14 protein-coding genes and 1 pseudogene are annotated in these 18,982 nt (G+C 69.5%); 9 read left to right on the top strand and 6 right to left on the bottom strand.

Going from position 1 to position 18,982, the window contains the following annotated elements; all coding sequences use genetic code 11:
- Positions 1–31 precede the first annotated feature (31 nt).
- Both CLV01_RS05655 and CLV01_RS05650 read right to left on the bottom strand, forming a co-directional pair.
- Entirely contained in the window at positions 32–1,414 is a 1,383-nt protein-coding gene (locus tag CLV01_RS05655) for a heavy metal sensor histidine kinase (RefSeq protein WP_099734800.1), read from the bottom strand.
- A complete protein-coding gene (locus tag CLV01_RS05650) occupies positions 1,411–2,100 on the bottom strand; it encodes a heavy metal response regulator transcription factor (RefSeq protein WP_169807217.1) in 690 nt (229 codons plus the stop codon). Before CLV01_RS05650 ends, CLV01_RS05655 begins: the two co-directional genes overlap by 4 nt.
- Positions 2,101–2,252: 152 nt before the next feature.
- On the opposite strand from CLV01_RS05650, the gene CLV01_RS05645 reads away from it, so the two are divergent.
- The 7 genes and pseudogenes from CLV01_RS05645 (at position 2,253) to CLV01_RS05615 (ending at position 11,802) form a co-directional block, all read left to right on the top strand.
- Positions 2,253–2,669 carry a hypothetical protein gene (locus CLV01_RS05645; protein ID WP_232240467.1) on the top strand — a complete coding sequence of 139 codons (417 nt, stop codon included), beginning with the start codon at positions 2,253–2,255 and terminating at the stop codon, positions 2,667–2,669.
- Positions 2,670–2,836: 167 nt separating this feature from the next.
- Complete coding sequence (locus CLV01_RS05640) at positions 2,837–4,171, top strand: TolC family protein (RefSeq protein ID WP_034390009.1); 1,335 nt, start codon at positions 2,837–2,839, stop codon at positions 4,169–4,171.
- Positions 4,172–4,201: 30 nt separating this feature from the next.
- Positions 4,202–5,577: pseudogene (locus CLV01_RS05635) on the top strand (efflux RND transporter periplasmic adaptor subunit).
- Between the two features lie 23 nt (positions 5,578–5,600).
- Entirely contained in the window at positions 5,601–8,774 is a 3,174-nt protein-coding gene (locus CLV01_RS05630; RefSeq protein WP_099734802.1) for an efflux RND transporter permease subunit, read from the top strand.
- 218 nt (positions 8,775–8,992) lie between these two features.
- On the top strand, positions 8,993–10,516 hold the full coding sequence (locus tag CLV01_RS05625) for a purine-cytosine permease family protein (RefSeq protein WP_099734803.1): 1,524 nt from the start codon (positions 8,993–8,995) through the stop codon (positions 10,514–10,516).
- The gene (locus tag CLV01_RS05620) at positions 10,513–11,265 is read left to right on the top strand and encodes a carbon-nitrogen hydrolase family protein (protein WP_099734804.1); all 753 of its coding nucleotides are present in this window, start codon (positions 10,513–10,515) and stop codon (positions 11,263–11,265) included. The genes CLV01_RS05625 and CLV01_RS05620 overlap by 4 nt, the downstream gene beginning before the upstream one ends.
- Positions 11,266–11,451: 186 nt before the next feature.
- A complete protein-coding gene (locus CLV01_RS05615) occupies positions 11,452–11,802 on the top strand; it encodes a DUF4148 domain-containing protein (protein ID WP_034390000.1) in 351 nt (116 codons plus the stop codon).
- Between the two features lie 62 nt (positions 11,803–11,864).
- On the opposite strand, the gene CLV01_RS05610 is transcribed toward CLV01_RS05615, so the two are convergent.
- Positions 11,865–12,287, bottom strand: a complete 423-nt coding sequence (locus CLV01_RS05610) for a DNA-binding protein (protein ID WP_099734805.1) — start codon at positions 12,285–12,287, stop codon at positions 11,865–11,867.
- A 118-nt stretch (positions 12,288–12,405) separates the two neighbouring features.
- Here CLV01_RS05610 and CLV01_RS05605 point away from each other — a divergent pair, with 118 nt between their 5' ends.
- Positions 12,406–13,428: a hypothetical protein gene (locus tag CLV01_RS05605; RefSeq protein ID WP_099734806.1), complete on the top strand. Its 1,023-nt coding sequence runs from the start codon at positions 12,406–12,408 to the stop codon at positions 13,426–13,428.
- A 62-nt stretch (positions 13,429–13,490) separates the two neighbouring features.
- Here CLV01_RS05605 and CLV01_RS05600 read toward each other — a convergent pair whose 3' ends face one another.
- From CLV01_RS05600 to purU, 3 genes are all read right to left on the bottom strand, one after another.
- A complete protein-coding gene (locus CLV01_RS05600; protein ID WP_013804417.1) occupies positions 13,491–15,002 on the bottom strand; it encodes an FAD-linked oxidase C-terminal domain-containing protein in 1,512 nt (503 codons plus the stop codon).
- A gap of 151 nt (positions 15,003–15,153) precedes the next feature.
- Positions 15,154–16,077: a LysR substrate-binding domain-containing protein gene (locus CLV01_RS05595; RefSeq protein ID WP_012203013.1), complete on the bottom strand. Its 924-nt coding sequence runs from the start codon at positions 16,075–16,077 to the stop codon at positions 15,154–15,156.
- 19 nt (positions 16,078–16,096) lie between these two features.
- On the bottom strand, positions 16,097–16,945 hold the full coding sequence (purU, locus tag CLV01_RS05590) for a formyltetrahydrofolate deformylase (protein WP_013804418.1): 849 nt from the start codon (positions 16,943–16,945) through the stop codon (positions 16,097–16,099).
- A gap of 73 nt (positions 16,946–17,018) precedes the next feature.
- On the opposite strand from purU, the gene CLV01_RS05585 reads away from it, so the two are divergent.
- On the top strand, positions 17,019–18,974 hold the full coding sequence (locus tag CLV01_RS05585) for a putative bifunctional diguanylate cyclase/phosphodiesterase (protein ID WP_180288360.1): 1,956 nt from the start codon (positions 17,019–17,021) through the stop codon (positions 18,972–18,974).
- The last annotated feature ends 8 nt before the right edge of the window (positions 18,975–18,982 follow it).

The raw sequence follows: 18,982 nt of genomic DNA, 5'->3' as shown, positions 1-18,982 counted from the left end.
CGCCATTGTGCCGCCGCTCCGGTGCCTGTGTTCAGGCCGGGGAATCGCGCGGCGGGCTCGGGCTGTCGGGCAGTTCCAGGCCGATGCGCGTGAAGCCGCCTTCGGACTCGGCAAAGCAGCGCCCGCCGTGCATGCGCGCGATGGCTGCCACGATGGCCAGGCCCAGGCCATGGTTGCGGTCGGCCTGGCTGCGCGCGGCGTCGGCCCGGTAGAAGCGGTCGAACAGGCGCGGCAGGTCGGCGGGGGCTATGGTCGGGCCCCGGTTGAGCACCGCCAGCGCCACATCACCGGCGCCACCGTGGTGGGCACAGGGCCGAGCGCCTATCTGCACGGTGATGGTGGAGCCGCGCTGTGCATAGCGTGTGGCATTGCCCAGCAGGTTGGACAGCGCCCGGCGCAGCAGCCGCGCATCGACCTCGGCGGCCGCGTCGCCCTGGACGACGACCTGCAGGTCGGCCTCCTGCAGCGCGGCCTCGTGGAAGTCGATGACCTCATGGGCCAGCGCGGCCAGGCTGGCCCAGGGCGCCAGGCGCGCGCCCTGGCCCCGGTCGGCCTGGGAGAGAAACAGCATGTCGGCCACGATGCCGGCCATGCGCCGCAGGTCCTCCAGGTTGGAGGCCAGCACCTCGCGCAGTTCGGCCTCGCTGCGCGGCTTGCGCAGGGCCAGCTCGCAGCTGCTGATCAGCGTGGTCAGCGGCGTGTTCAGCTCATGGGCCACGTCGGCGTTGAAGGCCTCCATCTGCCGGTAGGCCACGGCCAGCCGTTCCAGCAGGGCGTTGAATTGCGCGATCAGCGGGCGCAGTTCCTGCGGCTGTCCGCTGTCGTCCAGGCGCCGTTGCAGGTCCTGGGCCGACAGCTGGCGCGTCTGCTCGGTCAGTTCGCGCAGCGGCGCCAGGCCCAGGCGCACCAGCCAGATGCCGGTCAACGACACCAGCAGCGCGCCGCCCACGGCGGCCAGGGCCAGCGTCCAGGCCAGCAGGGACAGCTGCCGGTCATCGTCGGCGCGGTCCAGGGTGAGCTGGGCCTGTGCATGCTGGCCACTGTCGGCCAGCACCACCTCGAAGCTGCGCTGCAGCGTGCGGCCCGGCGTCTTGGGAATGCGCAGGCGCTCGTAGATCACGCGGCCCTGCAGGTCGGTGATGCGCAGCGACATCTCGTCCAGGCCCGTGAGAAAGTCGTCCAGCATGTGGGCCAGACCGGCCTCGTTGTGGGCGCTGCGGCTTTCCGTCATCAGGTGCAGCACGGCCTGCTGCTTGAGGTCCAGCGTCTCGTGCTGGTGCTGCTCCAGCGTCATCGAGGCCACCCCGTAGACGGCCGCGCACACCAGGCCCAGGCCCAGCATGGTCTGCAGCGCCAGCCAGCGCGACAGGCGCCGGCCCAGGTGGGGAATGTCGGCGGGGACCTTGGCATTCACGGTGCGCGCGACTCCAGCACATAGCCCATGCCGCGCACCGTGTGCAGCAGCGGCTGCTCGAAGGGCTGGTCCAGCTTCAGGCGCAGGCGGCGCACGGCCACCTCGACCACATTGGTCTCGCTGTCGAAGTTCATGTCCCAGACCTGGGAGGCCAGCTCGGTGCGCGACAGCACCTCGCCCTGGCGGCGCAGCAGCAGGCTCAGCAGGTTGAATTCCTTGGCCGTGAGGTCCAGGCGCTGGCCGGCGCGCGTGGCGCGTCGGCGGATCAGGTCCAGCTCCAGGTCGGCCATGCGCAGCATGGTGGCCTCGGCCGCCGGATGCGCCGTGCCGACACTGCGGCGCAGCAGCACATGCATGCGCGCCACCAGTTCGGAGAAGGCAAAGGGCTTGACTAGGTAGTCGTCGGCGCCGCCCTGCAGGCCGCGCACGCGGTCCTCCACCTGGCCGCGCGCCGTCAGCATCAGCACCGGCGTCTGGCGCGACTGGCGCAGCGCCGCCAGCACGGCCAGGCCGTCGATGCCGGGCAGCATGCCGTCGAGCACGATGAGATCGTAGGCCAGCTCGGTGGCCAGGTGCAGGCCGTCGATGCCGTCGTGCGCGACATCGACCACGAACCCCTCCTCGGTCAGGCCCTTGCGGAGGTAGTCGGCCAGCTTGATTTCGTCTTCGATGACCAGGACTTTCATGCCGAGCATTGTCGGGGAAGGGCATGGTTTGCCAAGATGACAAATTTGTCATGTGCCCGACAGCCACAGGTCGCCGCACGGCCCTAGACTCGCCGGCTTGGGGGAGTCGTGGTTGTGGGCAAACGCCATGCACGACAATCCCCACCTGCCCCATGCCCTCCTCCATGACCCGGCCCCGTCTCGCCGCCCTCGCCGTCCTCGTGATCGCGCTGCTGTTCCAGTGGAGCTGGATGGCGGCCGCTGCGCTGTGCCGGCACGACGGGCATGAGACCCGGCACTTCGGCCACCATGTCCACGGCGTGAGCCTGCATGGCATGGGCGCCGAGCGCCATGCCAACGCAGATCCGGGCGCTGGCGCCGAACCGGGGCAACCGGCAAAGAAGGCGGACCAGGGCCAGCCGTCGTCGCTCAGCGTCGATTGCTCCATGTGCCATGCCTGGGTGGCCGTCGCCACCCACTACGCCAAGGCCGCGCCGGTGGCGCCTCCCCCCATGCCATTCGCCGAGCCGCTGCGCCGCCATGCCTCGGCCGTGCTGCTGCGCCCCGATCGGCCTCGCTGGCAGGGCTGACGCCCCCTGCAGCCGCCGGCCGGGCATGGCCCTGTTTCTGCCCCGGACCGGCATTCCCCTGAAATCCCCTCGCGCTCAGCGGCCATGGGCCGTGCGCGCCCGCCGCAGCGGCCTGACCGGCTGATGAACGATCAGGCCTGACCTGCGCGCGGGCAAGGAGTCCGTGTATGTCTTTCCCTTCGTCCTTTCCGTCGAGGACGGCTTCCCACGCACCATGGAGCGCCTGGCCCGGGCCGCGCGCCCTGCTGGTGATGGCCGTGCTGACCGCTTGCGGCGCCGTGCAGGCGGGCGAGCCTGCCGATGCGGCTGCGCCATCTGCAGCCGCTGTTTCCGAGTCCACACCGGCCGGCCCGCCGCTGGACCTGCAGCAGGCCCTGGCCCTGGCGCTGGACGGCAACCCCGGCCTGCGTGCGGCCCGCCGTGCGCTGGAGGCCAGCGATGGCGCTGTGCTGCAAAGCCGTGCCCGGCCCAACCCCGAGCTGGCCTGGTCGCAGGAGGACACGCGCCGCAGCACCCGCACGCTGACCGTGCAGCTGAACCAGACCCTGGAAGTGGGCGGCAAGCGCGAGGCCCGCATGCGCGTGGCCGAGCGCGGGCGCGACCTGGCGCAGGCCGAGCTGGCGGGGGCCGAGGCTGCGCTGCGCGCCGACGTGGGCACGGCCTTCTTCGGCGTGCTGGCTGCGCAGCAGCGCGTGGTCCTGGCCGGGCAGACGCTGGAGATCGCCAGCAGCGCGCGCGAGGCCGCAGCCCGGCGCGTGGCGGCCGGCAAGGTGGCGCCGCTGGAGGAAACCCGGGCCCGCGTGGCCGAATCCGGCGCCCGCCTGGAGCAGGCCCAGGCCCGCTCGGGCCTGCGCGTGGCGCGCGGCCAGCTGCAGGCGCTGTGGGGCGAGCGAGTGCGCCCCTTCGGCCAGGCCGAGGGCGCGGTGGACGCCCTGCCCCAGCTGCCTGAGCTGGCAGCCCTGCAGCAGCGCATCGAACAGGCTCCCGCCGTGCTGCGTGCGCGCCAGGCGCTGGAGCAAAGCCGCGCCACGGCCGACCTGGAGCGTGCGCGGCGCCTGCCCGATCCCACCGTCAGCCTGGGCGTCAAGCGCGCCACCGAGGTCGGGCGCAACCAGCTCGTGGTCGGCGTCTCCGTGCCCCTGCCCGTGCTCGACAGCAACCGGGGCAACCAGCTGCAGGCCCTGCGCCTGGCCGACCAGGCCGAGGAGCAGTTGCTGGCCACGCGCGTTCAGCTGCAGGCCCAGCTGTTCGAGGCGCGCGAGCTGCTGCAGGCCAGCCGCGAGCAGGCCCGCCAGCTGGCCGAGGAGGTGCTGCCCACGGCGCGCACGGCCTACGAGCTGGCCTCGCGCGGGTTTGCGCTGGGCAAGTTCGGCTACCTCGACGTGCTGGACGCACAACGCACCTGGTCCGAGGCGCGCAGCCAGTACCTGGACCAGCTGCTGGCCACCCACCGCGCCGCCGCCGACATCGACCGCCTGCTGGGCACCGAATCCGGCCTCTGATTCCGATAGCAACCTGATTGCATCCAGACCATGAACACCAAGCCCTCCTCCTCCCCCTCGGACCGCGCCGCACCCTCGTGGCCATTGCCGTCATCCTGGCCCTGGGCGCGCTGGCCGCCACGCTGATCCTGCGCAGCGGCACGCCGGGCGCTGCCAAGGCCGACAACCATGGCCACGGCCACAGCGAGGCCGCAGGCCACGCCGATGGCGAGCACCACGGTGCCGCCGCAGCCGCAGCCGATGGCCACAAGCACGATGAAGGCCATGCCGACGATGAACACCATGAAGACTCCAAGGCGGAAAAAGCCGAGGCCAAGCCTGCCGCCCAACCTGCCGCCAAACCGGCTGCCGAAGCCGGTCATGGCGACGAGGAAGGCCTGATCGCCATGGACGCCCAGCGCATGCAGGCGGCCGGCGTGCGCCTGGCCGATGCCGGCCCGGCCACCGTGCGCTCCGTGCTGCAGCTGCCCGGGGAGATCCGCTTCAACGAAGACCGCACGGCCCACGTCGTGCCGCGCGTGGCCGGCATTGCCGAGAGCGTTCCCGCCAACCTGGGCCAGAACGTGAAGAAGGGCCAGCTGCTGGCCGTGCTCAGCAGCGCCGCCGTGTCCGAGCAGCGCAGCGAACTGCTGGCCGCCAGCAAGCGCCTGGAGCTGGCCCGCACCACCTACGCACGTGAAAAGCAGCTGTGGGAGGAGAAGGTCTCGGCCGAGCAGGACTACCTGCAGGCGCGCCAGGCGCTGCGCGAGGCCGAGATCGCCGTCTCCAACGCCCAGCAGAAGCTGGCCGCCACGGGCGCCGGTGCCGGCGGTGGTGCGGGCGGGCTCAACCGCTTCGAGCTGCGCGCGCCGTTTGACGGCGTGATCGTGGAAAAGCACCTGTCCGTGGGCGAGGCCGTGCAGGACACCACCCAGGTCTTCACCATCTCCGACCTGCGCAGCGTCTGGGCCGAGATGCGCGTGGCCGCGCCCGACCTGCCCGCCGTGCGCGTGGGCGAGAAGGCCACGGTGCGCGCCACGGCCTTCGACTCCTCGGCCACGGGAGAGGTGGCCTATGTGGGCGCACTGATCGGCCAGGACACGCGCACGGCACCCGCGCGCATCACCCTGCCCAACCCCGACGGCGTGTGGCGCCCGGGCCTGTTCGTGAACGTGGAGCTGACGGCATCGTCCCGGCAGGCGCCGCTGGCCGTGGCCACGCAGGCACTTCAGAAGATGGAGCAGCAGACCGTGGTCTTCGTGCCCGTGCAGGGGGGCTTTCGCGCCCAGCCGGTGCGCGTGGGCCGCGCCGACGGAAAGACCACCGAGGTGCTGGAGGGCCTGAAGCCCGGCCAATCCTACGTGGCCGAGGGCAGCTTCATGCTCAAGGCCGAGCTGGGCAAGGCCACGGCCGAGCACTCCCATTGATGCGGGCATGAACGGAGAACTCCATGTTTGAACGCATCATCCGATTCGCCATAGAGCAGCGCTGGCTGGTCCTGCTGGCCGTGCTGGCCATGGCGGGCCTGGGCATCTACAACTACCAGCGCCTGCCCATCGACGCCGTGCCCGACATCACCAATGTCCAGGTGCAGATCAACACCCAGGCCAGCGGCTACTCGCCGCTGGAGACCGAGCAGCGCGTCACCTATCCCATAGAGACGGTGATGGCCGGCCTGCCCCACCTGGAGCAGACGCGCTCGCTGTCGCGCTACGGCCTGTCCCAGGTCACCGTGGTGTTCAAGGACGGCACGGACATCTACTTCGCACGGCAACTGGTGGGCGAGCGCATACAGCAGGCGCGCGACAGCCTGCCTGCCGGCATCACGCCCACGCTGGGCCCCATCTCCACGGGCCTGGGCGAGATCTACCTGTGGACCGTGGAGGCCGAGGACGATGCGAAAAAGCCCGACGGCACGCCCTACACGCCCATGGACCTGCGCGAGATCCAGGACTGGGTCATCAAGCCGCAGCTGCGCAACGTGCCCGGCGTCACCGAGATCAACTCCATCGGCGGCTACGCCAAGGAGTACCTGGTGGCGCCCGCGCCCGAGAAGCTGGCGGCCTACGGCTTCACGCTGGCCGACATCGTCACCGCCCTGCAGCGCAACAACAGCAACGTGGGTGCGGGCTATATCGAGCGCCAGGGCGAGCAGTACCTGATCCGCGCGCCGGGCCAGGTCGGCGGCATCGCCGACATCCGCGAGGTCATCGTGGGCTCGGCCCAGGGCCAGCCCATCCGCATCCGCGACCTGGCCGAGGTCGGCCTGGGCCAGGAGCTGCGCACGGGCGCGGCCACCGACAACGGCCGCGAGGTGGTGCTGGGCACGGTGTTCATGCTGATCGGCGAGAACAGCCGCACCGTCTCGCGCGCCGTGGACCAGCGCATGGCCGAGATCAACCGGGGCCTGCCCCCGGGCGTCAAGGCCATCACCGTCTACGACCGCACGAACCTGGTGGACAAGGCCATCGCCACGGTCAAGAAGAACCTGGTGGAGGGCGCAGCCCTGGTGGTGGTCATCCTCTTCCTGTTCCTGGGCAACCTGCGCGCGGCGCTGATCACGGCGCTGATCATCCCGCTGTCCATGCTGTTCACCTTCACGGGCATGGTGCACTACAAGGTCAGCGCCAACCTCATGAGCCTGGGGGCGCTGGACTTCGGCATCATCATCGACGGGGCCGTGGTCATCGTGGAGAACTGCGTGCGCCGCCTGGCCCATGCGCAGGAGGCGCGAGGACGGTCGCTGACGCGCAGCGAACGCTTCCATGAAGTCTTCGCCGCCGCGAAGGAAGCGCGCCGCCCGCTGCTGTTCGGCCAGCTCATCATCATGGTGGTCTACCTGCCCATCTTCGCGCTCACGGGCGTGGAGGGGAAGATGTTCCATCCCATGGCGCTGACGGTGGTCATCGCGCTGGCCGGCGCCATGCTGCTGTCCATCACCTTCATCCCGGCGGCGATTGCGCTGTTCATGGGCGACAAGGTGGCCGAGAAGGAAAACCGCCTCATGGGCTGGGCACGCCGCGGCTATGCGCCCGTGCTGGCGCGCGTCATGGCCGCGCCCGCCGTGGTGCTCACGGCCGCCGCCGTGGCCGTGGCGCTGAGCCTGCTGCTGGCCACGCGCCTGGGCAGCGAGTTCGCGCCCAACCTCAACGAGGGGGACTTCGCCATCCAGGCACTGCGCATCCCCGGCACCAGTCTTACGCAGTCGCTGGAAATGCAGATGCAGATCGAGAAGGCGCTCAAGAAGGAGTTCCCCGAGATCGACCGCGTGTTCGCGCGCACCGGCACGGCCGAGATCGCCTCCGACCCCATGCCGCCCAACATCTCGGACGGCTACATCATGCTCAAGCCGCGCAGCGAGTGGCCCGACTCGGCGCGCCCGCGCGATGAGCTGCTGGCTGCCGTGCAGGCGTCGGTGGACCGCATCCCGGGCAACAACTACGAGTTCTCCCAACCCATCCAGTTGCGCTTCAACGAGCTGATCTCGGGCGTGCGCAGCGACGTGGCCGTGAAGATCTTCGGCGACGACATGGCCGTGCTGGAGAAAAGCGCCCAGACCGTGGCCGGCATGCTGCAGCAGATTGCGGGCGCCTCCGAGGTCAAGGTCGAGCAGACCACGGGCCTGCCCATGCTCACCGTGCAGATCGACCGCGAAAAGGCCTCGCGCTACGGCCTGAACATGGGCGATGTGCAGGACGCCATCAGCACCGCCATGGGCGGCACCGAGGCGGGCACGGTATTCCAAGGCGACCGGCGCTTCGACATCCAAGTGCGCCTGCCGGACGCCGTGCGCAACGACCTGCAGGCCCTGAGCCGCCTGCCCATCGCCCTGCCGCGCGGGGCGGACGGGCGCATCGGCTTCGTGCCGCTGTCGGCCGTGGCCACGTTCGAGACCGCGCCCGGCCCCAACCAGGTCAGCCGCGAAGACGGCAAGCGCCGCATCGTGGTCAGCGCCAATGTGCGCGGGCGCGACATGGGCTCCTTCGTGGGCGAGGCACAGCAAAAGCTGCAAGGCCTGTCGCTGCCGCCCGGCTACTGGACGCGCTGGGGCGGCACCTTCGAGAACCTGGAGTCGGCCACGCGCCGCCTGCAGATCGTCGTGCCCGTGGCCCTGCTCATGGTCTTCGTGCTGCTGTTCGCCATGTTCGGCAATGTGCGCGACGGGCTGGTGGTCTTCACGGGCATTCCGTTCGCGCTCACGGGCGGCATCCTGGCGCTGTGGCTGCGCGACATACCGCTGTCCATCTCGGCGGCGGTGGGCTTCATCGCGCTGTCGGGCGTGGCCGTGCTCAACGGCCTGGTCATGATCTCCTGGATCAGAACCTTGCGCGAACAGGGCGCCAGCGTGCCTGACGCCGTGACCGAGGGCGCGCTCACCCGGCTGCGCCCCGTGCTGATGACGGCGCTTGTCGCCTCGCTGGGCTTCGTTCCCATGGCCATTGCCACGGGCACGGGCGCCGAGGTGCAGCGGCCGCTGGCCACGGTGGTGATCGGCGGCATCCTGTCGTCCACGCTGCTGACCTTGCTGGTGCTGCCGCTGCTGTACCGTCTGGTGCACCGCAACGACCCGTCGGAGGCGGACGCGGCCGGCGCAGTGCCCTCGGCATCGGCACCAGCCGCGTAGCACGCCACCCACGCCCCCATGCCGCCTGGCAGGCCCTGTGCCAGCCAGGCGGCGCGGGGTTTTCTTCATGCCCGGCCGCCTCGGCACCAGGGGCTGGCCGGCTGGCCAAACATCTTTTCCAGTCGATGTGAACGTCGCGCATCAGGCATGGAGCGGCGGCAGGCTCCTGCCTAGAATTTGTCCCACAACAGCAAGGACAACGGGAGGGAGACAAGGCCATGAACAGCCCCGCCAGCGGACAGCACGGCCGTGCCCGCATCGCCGTGGAGAGCCGGTCCATCGACTGCATTCCCGACAGCGAGCGCCACGCGCGGCTCGCCGACCAGGGTCCGTTCTGGTTCCTGGGCAACTTCCACTTCTTCACGCTTTCCATCGGCTTCGTCGGCCCGTCGCTGGGGCTCTCGGCGCCCTGGAGCGCCCTGGCCGGGACGCTGGGCATCATGTTCGGCACGCTGTTCATGGCGCTGCACGGCGCGCAGGGGCCGCAGCTGGGGCTGCCGCAGATGATCCAGTCGCGCGCGCAGTTCGGCTTTCGCGGCGTCACCCTGCCGCTGTGCGCCACGCTGCTGGTGTTCACGGGGTTCAACGTCGTCAACGTCTCGCTCATCATGCAGGGCATGCAGGCCGTGTTCGGCCTGCCGCCAGCGCCCACGGCCTGCGTGGCCGTGGCGGTGGGCGCCTTGCTGGCGGTCTGCGGCCACGATGTGATGCACAGGGCCTTCCGCTGCGCGCTGATGCTGGCACTGCCGCTGTATGCGCTGGCCACGCTGGCGTTGCTGGCAGGCGTGGGCGAGCCCGCCTTGCACGTTCGGCCGGAGCCATTGCCAGGATTCGCATGGAGCGCCTTTGCCGCGCAGTTCACCATCGCGGCCAGCTACAACATCTCCTATGCGCCCTATGTGTCCGACTATTCGCGCTACCTGCCGCGCCATACCGCGCCCCGGCGCCTGATCGCGGCCATCTTCCTGGGTGCCTCGCTGTCCGGGGCCTGGATGATCGGGCTGGGCGCGTGGATGGCGCAGCGGCTGCAGGCCGGCGACGCGCTGGCGGCGCTGGGACGGATCGGCACCGGCCTGTTCCCGGGCGCGGACCGGCTGCTGCCTGCCCTGGCCGTCGTGGCCTTCGTGCCCATCATCGCCCTCAACACCTACAGCGCGGCGCTGACCGTGCTCACGGCAGCGGATTCGCTGGGCGGCCTGCGCCCCACACGCAGTGCACGCGGTGCACGCGAAGCACTCGGCACACTCGGTGCACGCATCGGCGCCATCGCCGCCATCAGCGCCACCATCCTCGCGTGCGTGCTGTCCATCCAGGGCAGCGGCGTGGCATTGCTGCACTCCTTCCTGGCGCTGCTGCTGTACTTCCTGGTGCCGTGGACGGCGGTCAACCTCGTGGACTACTTCCTGGTGCGCAAGGGCCGCTACGCCATCGCCGATTTCTTCACGCCACAAGGCATCTACGGCGCCTGGGGCTGGCGCGGCATCTGCGCCTATCTGGGCGGCTTTGCGGCCATGGTGCCCTTCTTCCACATCCACGACGCCACGGACGGCCATGCGGTCTTCGTCGGCTGGGCTGCGCAGCGGCTGGGCGGCGTGGACTTCGCCTGGCTGCCGGGCATTCTCGTAGCCGGCAGCCTTTACTGGGTGCTGGCCCGCAACCTGGATCTGCAGGCCGAGGAGGCCGCCAGTTGCCAGCCGCGGCAGGACAGCCACCCTTTGCATCTCAAGGAGCGCACACCATGACGGAGCACCGCATCCGCATCATCCAGCCCCGTCTGCGCGACGGCGACATTGCCGGCAACCTGGCGATGACGCTGAAGACGATCAGGGCCAGCGCGGGGCAGGCCGACCTGCTGGTCTTTCCCGAAACCTGCATCAGCGGATTTCCCCGGCCGGACAACGTGGCGCAGTTGGCCGAGCCGCTGGACGGCCCCTCGGCCACCGCGCTGCGCGAAGCCGCGCGGCAAGCCGGCGTGGCCGTCGCCATCGGCCTGGCCGAAGCAGACCGGGGCCGCCACTTCAATGCCGGCCTGCTGATCGATGCCGACGGGAAGGTGCTGCTGCACTACCGCAAGACCATGCTCTACGACTCGGACCACGGGGTCTTCGAGGCCGGGGATCGCCAGCCCGTCTGCACATGGCGCGGCCTGCGAGTGGGACTGCTGATCTGCTTCGACATCGAGTTTCCGGTGCCGGCCCGCGCCCTGGGCGTGCAGGGCGTGGACCTGATCGTGCTGATGGACGGGATGATGCACCCCTACGGCCACATCCATCGCCACGCCGTGCCCGTGCGCGCCATGGACAACCAGTGCTACATCGCCATGGCCAACCGCGCCGGTCCCGGCGACAGCTACGCCTTCTGCGGCGAAAGCCAGTTCGCCGATCCCTTCGGCCAGACGCTGGCGCGCATCGCGGGCGATGCCGAGGGCCTGCTGGACGTGCGCCTGGACCCTCTGGCGCCCGGCCGCGCGCGTGCGCAGTACCGGGGGTGACGAGCGCCGAGGCGCCGCAGTGTCTCGGTCATCGCGGTCATCTGTGTCGGTTGTATGACAGCAATGTCACCATCCTGTGGGGCTGGTGTGGGCACGTGATTTCTACATTGGAGTCCTCTCCTCGGCGTTCCGCATCGCGGGGCGTGGGGAGAACGAATTACCAACGTGCCTGAAAGGAATCACATCATGTCGCAACGCCGCTTCACCCCCGCCACCCTCATCGCCGGCCTGGCTGCATCGGCAGCGCTGCTGCTGCCCGGCATGGCTTCGGCGGCCGGATACATCCACCCGGCCAACAACGAGGCGGGCGCCGTCGTCCACCCCGAGCATTTCAAGAGCAGCAAGACGCGCGCCCAGGTGACGGCCGAGGCCGAGGCGGCCGTGCGCCAGGGCGGCACTTCGCGCTTCAATGCCAGCGTCTATCCGGCTCCCGCACCGCAGACCGGCGCGGGCAAGACACGCCAGGAAGTGATCAATGAACTGATCAACGAAACGCCCGCCCAGCGCGATGCACGCCAGCGTGCCATGGGTGGCTGATGCGCAGGCGGGGCCCGTGCCCCGCAGGTGCCGGTTCAATGCAAACCCGACGCGCCGCCTGGCTACGAGCCTGCGGCGCGTTCCGCTTCCTCGGCATCATGGGCGCGCGCAATGGCCAGGATCACGTCGCGCGCCAGCCGGCGCTTGGGCACGGGAAGGCGCAGGTAGATCTTGAACAGCTCGTTGTCCTCGTAGCCCAGGCCTGCGGACCAGGCGCTCTTGGGCTCGCGCACCTCGCGAACCTGCTGCGGCGAGCGCAGGAATTCCTCCAGCGGCACCTGCAGCCAGTCGGCCAGCGCAGCGAGTTTCTTGGCGTTGGGCATGGTCTTGCCGAGCAGCCAAAGGCGCACGCCGTGCTGGGACATGGGCTTGCCCCAGAAACGGGAATTGAACTCGTGCTCGAGCACGGCAGGCCTGGCTTCATAGCCCTGGGCCTGCATCGAATCACGTAATTTTTGAGCAAACCGCTGCTTTGCATCCTGCATGCGCGAACGCTATGGGATTGGTCTGATTGAGATGTGAGTATTGATAAAAATCACATCTCTTTTTGATTGATAGTTAATATCAACCATCGATCTGGAAATCACATGCACGGGGGAGCAAATGCGTTGGCAACGAGTGTGGCTGCTGCCCTCGAGCCTTGTACTGGTGCTGGGCGGTTGCGGCGGTGACGACGGTGATGTGCTGGCGGTCCAGGCCGCATCCTGGGGCGGTGCATCGGGGGTCTCGATAGGCCAGGTGCTTCAGGAGAGGAACGCATGCGCGCGCAGTGCATGGCGCAGCGTGGGCGATGGAAGCGGCGGGCGCATCGTCGAGTACACCTGCGAGAGATCAGGCACGCATGGATACCTGCAGCTGCGTCTGCGCCAGGATGCCGAGCAGCTGCAGCAAGCGGCCGATGGCGAGCAGGCGCGGTTCGAGGCCCGGCTGCGTGGCGGCTGGCGCGAATTGCTGATGCTGGAGCGCCAGCGCCAGGAGATGCTGGGTCGCCATCGGCTTGAGGCGCAGAAGGACGCGGAACGCATGCGCCTGCACCTGGAAGACCTGCGCATGCTGGAGGAAATGACAGACTGCCGCAGCTTCCGTCCGCAAGGGCTGGGCGCCGAAGCAGCTCCGCAGCGGCTGGTGCTGGCCGCCGACGCTTGCGTGCGTTCCGGGCGCCCCGCCGAGCCGGTCTACGCACGCGAACGCAAGCAGACGCTGGAGCGCGTGCGCGCAGCCCTGCCACGCTACGACGAGGCACGGCTGGGGCGCGAGGCGGCTCTGCGGGCACTGGAGCGCACGCTAGAGCAGCAGGAGGCGGCGCTGCGCAGACTGGAGGAGGACCGGCCCGAGACAGGGGAGCGCATCCGCAGATCCCTGGCCGAGCGGCTGGAGGCGATGCGCCTGCGGCTGAACCAGGTCGGCCGTGTGCGCGAACTCACGCGCTGGGGCGTGGCCGGTGCGCGCGTGGCCTACCTGGACACCGCCTTGGCGATGGAATGCGGCATGCGCACCCTGTCCAATGCCGTACCACTGGAGGCCATGATCGAAGACCTCGCGGAGGACCTGGCCGTGCCCCGGCAGGAAGCTGCGCTGGCCCGCGCGCTCGATGGGCTGTGGCTGCGCTGTCTGCAGCAGCCGTGACCAGCGGGTTGCATGGTGGTCGTTGCACGTCGCCGGTTGCATCGCGCCCGTTGCACCACGCCTCAGAATCTCGGCAGGTCCGGGTGTGAGATCTGGCCGCCGCGCACCAGCATCTTTCCGTACTCGGCGCAGCGGTTGAGCGTGGGAATCACCTTGCCGGGGTTGAGCAGGGCCTGCGGGTCGAAGGCGGCCTTGAGCGCGAACATCTGGTCGTTCTCGGCCGTGGTGAATTGGGTGCACATGGAGTTGAGCTTTTCCACGCCCACGCCATGCTCGCCAGTGACCGTGCCGCCCATGGCCACGCTGGTCTCCAGGATGTCGGCGCCGAACAGCTCGCAGCGGTGCAGCTCGTCGGGGTCGTTGGCATCGAACAGGATCAGCGGGTGCAGGTTGCCGTCGCCCGCGTGGAAGACGTTGGCGCAGCGCAGGCCGTATTTCTTTTCCATCTCCTGGATGGCCAGCAGGATGTCGGCCAGGCGCTTGCGCGGGATGGTGGAGTCCATGCACATGTAGTCGGGGCTGATGCGCCCGCTGGCAGGAAAGGCGTTCTTGCGCCCGCTCCAGAAGCGCAGGCGCTCGGCCTCGCTTTCGCTCACCGTGATGGCCGTGGCCCCGGCGCCGCGCAGCACCTCGCTCATGTGGGCGATCTCTTCCTCGACTTCCTCGGGCGTGCCGTCGCTCTCGCACAGCAGGATGGCCTCGGCCGTGAGGTCGTAGCCGGCCTTGACGAAGTCCTCGACGGCGGCCGTCATGGGCTTGTCCATCATCTCCAGCCCGGCCGGGATGATGCCGGCCGCGATCACGGCGGCCACGGCGTCGCCGGCCTTGCGCACGTCGTCGAAGCTGGCCATGATGCAGCGCGCCAGCTGGGGCTTGGGGATCAGGCGCACGGTGACTTCGGTGGTCACGGCCAGCATGCCCTCGCTGCCGACCAGGATGGCCAGCAGGTCGAAGCCCGGCGTGTCCAGTGCCGTGGAGCCGAACTCCACCGGCTCGCCCTCCACGGTGAAGCCGCGCACCTTGAGCACGTTGTGCACGGTCAGCCCGTACTTGAGGCAGTGCACGCCGCCCGAGTTCTCGGCCACGTTGCCGCCGATGGTGCAGGCGATCTGGCTGCTGGGATCGGGCGCGTAGTACAGGCCGAAGGGCGCGGCGGCCTCGCTGATGGCCAGGTTGCGCACGCCGCACTGCACCACGGCCGTGCGGCTGGCCGCATCGACCTGCAGGATCTTGTTGAACTTGGCCAGCGACAGCGTCACGCCCATGGGATGGGGCAAGGCACCGCCCGACAGCCCGGTGCCCGCGCCGCGTGCGATCACGGGCACCTGGATGGCGTGGCAGGCTCGCAGCACGGCCTGGACCTGGGCCTCGGTCTCGGGCAGGCAGACCACCAGCGGGCGCTGGCGGTAGGCCGTGAGGCCGTCGCATTCATAGGGCGTGGTGTCCTCGGCATTCCACAGCAGGGCGTGGGCGGGCACATGGCGGGCCAGCGCGGCCACGACCTCGGCCTGGCGCCGTGCGCGCTCGGAGACTGTGGGCTGCTGGTGGGCCGCATCGGCGGCGGCCGACGCCATGGCGCCGGGAGCGGGGCTGGCTGGGGAGCTGGCGGAAGTCATGGAGCCTGACTTTAGGCGATGCCGCCGTCTTTGTGCAGCGGGGCTGCGCTGATGTTTATTGCAACGGCGCGTGAAATCCGTGAAATCCGCGAAATCAGTTATGGGCGCCTCAGCAGGCCATCGCCCTCTTCAACCATTCAGCAAAGGCCGCGCATTCCCAGCGGTCCATCGTTCCGGTGCGCCAGCACAGGTAGTGGGCATGGGGGCTAGCCGTGTCCACGTCGAACAGGCGCACCAGGGTGCCGTTGTCCAGCCAGGGCGCGCCCAGCTTGTGGCGCACCAGGGCGATGCCCATGCCGGCCGAGGCCGCGTCGCACATCAGGCCGATGTCGTTGAACTGCGAGCCCTCGTGCGGCTCGGGCCAGTCCAGGCCGGTGGCGCCGAACCAGGTGCGCCAGGGCTCCAGCGGGCTGCGCAGCAGGGGCATGCCTTCCAGGTCCTGGGGCTGCTCGAAGGGGCCGTGCTCGCGGATGAAGGCCGGCGAGGCCAGCGGCGTGACCACGTCGCGCGCCAGCTCGATGTGCTCCACATCGGCATAGTGGCCGGGGCCGAAGCGCACCATCAGGTCGGCATCCTCGGCCACCACGTCCAGCAGCGGGATGGAGACCTGCAGGGCGATGTCGATCTCGGGATAGGTTTCCGTGAACTGGCGCAGGCGCGGGATCAGGATCACGCGCGCAAAGGTGGGCGTGACCGCAAGCTTGAGCCTGCGGCGGCCCGGTGCCGTCACCTCGCCCGGAAAGCGCTGCAGCGCGCCCAGGCCCTCGCGCACGTGGGACAGGTAGGCGCTGCCTTCGGTGGTGAGCGAAAAGTCCGAGCGGCCGAACAGCCGCGTGCCCAGGATCTGCTCGAGCTGGCGCACGCGGTGGCTGACGGCGCTGGGCGTGACGCACAGCTCCTCGGCCGTCTGCGTCACGCTGCGCAGCCGCGCCAGCGCCTCGAAAGTGAGCAGGCACTGTATAGGCGGAATGCGGCGGGCGCCGCTGCCGGGCGGGGCAAAGCCGCTGCCGGCGGCAAGGGTCACGTTCGCCATGGGCGGCCGGGAGCCGGCTTCAGCGGAAGACCACGGTCTTGTGGCCGTTGAGGATGACGCGGTGCTCGCTGTGCCACTTGACGGCGCGGGCCAGCACCTGGCTCTCGGTGTCGCGGCCGCGGGCCGTGAGGTCCTCCACGGTGTCGGTGTGGTCGGCGCGGGCCACGTCCTGCTCGATGATCGGGCCTTCGTCCAGGTCGGCCGTCACATAGTGGGCCGTGGCGCCGATCAGCTTCACGCCGCGGTCATGGGCCTGGTAGTAGGGCTTGGCGCCCTTGAAGCTGGGCAGGAAGCTGTGGTGGATGTTGATCGCGCGGCCTGCCAGCTTGGTGCACAGGTCGTTGGACAGCACCTGCATGTAGCGCGCCAGCACCACGAGCTCGGCGCCTTCGGCCTCGATGATCTCGAACTGCTTTGCCTCGGCCTGGGCCTTGGTGGCAGCCGTGACGGGGATGTGGTGGAAGGGGATGTTGTAGCTGGCCGCCAGCTGGTAGAACTCGCGGTGGTTGCTGATGATGGCGCGGATGTCCACCGGCAGCAGGCCGCTCTTCCAGCGAAACAGCAGGTCGTTGAGGCAGTGGCCTTCCTTGCTGACCATGAGCACGGTCTTCATGGCTTCGGCCTTGGTGTGCAGGCGCCACTTCATCTGGTACTGGCCGCCCAGGTCGGCCAGGGCCGCCCTCAGAGCCGCGGGATCGCAGCCGTTGCAGGCAAATTGCACGCGCATGAAGAACAGTCCGGTGGCCGGGTCGTTATACTGCGCGGCCTCTTCGATGTTGCCGCCTTGCTCGAGCAGAAAGCCCGAGACGGCATGTACCAGACCGAGCCGGTCGGGGCACGAAAGGGTAAGAATATAGGCTTGGGTCATAGCGGCGCAATTGTCGCAGCATGGACACGACCCTGCGCAAGTCACACGTTCTGGGAACGTTCTGAGGAACCACATGCAAGATCAGGGAGAGCAGCCCCGAATACCGCTCTGGGGCGCAATGACCCTGTACGTGTGCGCAGGTCTGCTGTGGCTCTGGGGCGTGGAATGGCTGCTGGCGCACCTGCAGATTCCGCCCGAGGCGGCGGCGCAGCGGCGCATGCTGTCCTCGGTGACCCTGGTGCTGGTCACGGCCGTGGGCGGCGGCTGGCTGCTGTGGCGCATGCGCCGTGGAGAGCGCACTGCCCATGCCGCGATGGCCGCCGGGCGGGAGGCCGACGAACGCCAGCGCCTGGCCGCCGCCGTGGTGGACAACACCATGGAGGGCGTGGTCGTCACCGACGCGCGCAGCCGCATCCTCTCGGTCAACAGCGCCTTCACGCGGCTGCTGGGCTATACCGAGCAGGAAATGCTGGGCAAGACCCCGCGCATGTTCAAGTCCGGCCGCCATGACAAGGCCTTCTACGAGGCCATGTGGGACAGCATGCAGGCCACGGGCCACTGGCAGGGCGAAATCTGGAACCGCCGCAAGAACGGCGAGGTCTTCCCCGAGCGCATGTCGCTCAGCGCCGTCAAGGACGCACAGGGCAAGGTCACGCACTACGTGTGCATGTTCACCGACATCTCGGCCGAGAAGGCGCGCGAGGCCCAGCTCGAATTCCTGGCCCACCGCGACATGCTCACCGGCCTGCCCAACAGCGTGCGCTTCACAGCGCTGCTGGAAGACGCCGTGGCCGAGGCGGCCGCCGAGCAGGGCACGCTGGCCGTGATGCTGCTGAACATCGATCGCTTCAAGGACGTCAACGACAGCTACGGCCACGCCATTGGCGACCAAGTGCTGCGCCACATCGCCGCCCGTGTGCACGACTCCCTGGGCCCCCAGGACCTCATAGGTCGCATGGCCGGTGACGAACTGGCCGTGCTGTGCAAGGGCATGAGCGAGCGCGGCGACGCCATCGCCCGCGCACGGCAACTGATCGCGGCGGCCGGCCAGCCCTGGAGCTCGCCGGACGGCCTGTCCGTCATGGCCGGCGTCAGCGTGGGCATCTGCATGTATCCCTCCCACGCCGGCAATGCCCAGGACCTGCTGCAGGGCGCGCACGCCGCCGTCTACGGCGCCAAGTCGCGCAGCGGCCGTGCCTGGTGCTTTTTCGAGGAAGACATGACCTCGGCCGCGCGCGAGCGCCTGGCCATGGAGGCACGGCTGCGGCAGGCCATAGACCTGGGCCACCTGCGCCTGTACTTCCAGCCCCAGATCGACCTAGCCACGGGCCGCCTGGTGGGCGCCGAGGCCCTGGTGCGCTGGCTGGACCCGGACGAGGGCCTCATCTCCCCGGCACGCTTCATTCCCGTGGCCGAAAGCTCGGGCGTCATCGGCGCGCTGGGCCTGTGGGTGCTGCGCGAGGCCTGCGCCCAGGGCCAGCGCTGGCGCGATCAGGGCCTGCCCGAGATGACCATCGCGGTCAATGTCTCGCTGCACCAGTTCCTGCTGACCGACATCGCCGGTGCCACCGCCGACGCGCTGGCCGCCACGGGCTTCGCCCCGCACTGCCTGGAGCTGGAAATCACCGAAAGCGCCCTGGCCGAGCGCCCCGAGGAGGCCCTGGCCGTCATGCGCCGCCTGCGCGCCCAGGGCCTGCGGCTGGCCATCGACGACTTCGGCACCGGCTATTCCTCGCTGGCCCACCTCAAGCGCTTTCCGCTGGACCTGCTCAAGATCGACCAGGGCTTCATCCGCGATATCCCGCACAGCGCGGACGACATGGCCATCAGCGGATCGGTGATCGCGCTGGGGCATGCCATGGGGCTCAAGGTTCTGGCCGAGGGCGTGGAGACGGCCGAGCAACTGGCATTCCTGCGCGGCAAGGGGTGCGACTTCTTCCAGGGCTATCTGTGCAGCAAGCCCTTGCCCGCACAGGCGTTTGGGGAGTGGGTGTCGGGCAACCAGGGCATGTGGGCCGTGCAGGGCTGATCGCCCGA

The organism is Delftia sp. 60, from assembly GCF_002754395.1.
In the GTDB taxonomy this organism is placed as follows: domain Bacteria; phylum Pseudomonadota; class Gammaproteobacteria; order Burkholderiales; family Burkholderiaceae_C; genus Comamonas; species Comamonas acidovorans.
Note: the sequence above shows the minus strand (reverse complement) of the source record. Positions and strands in the feature narration are given on the sequence as shown.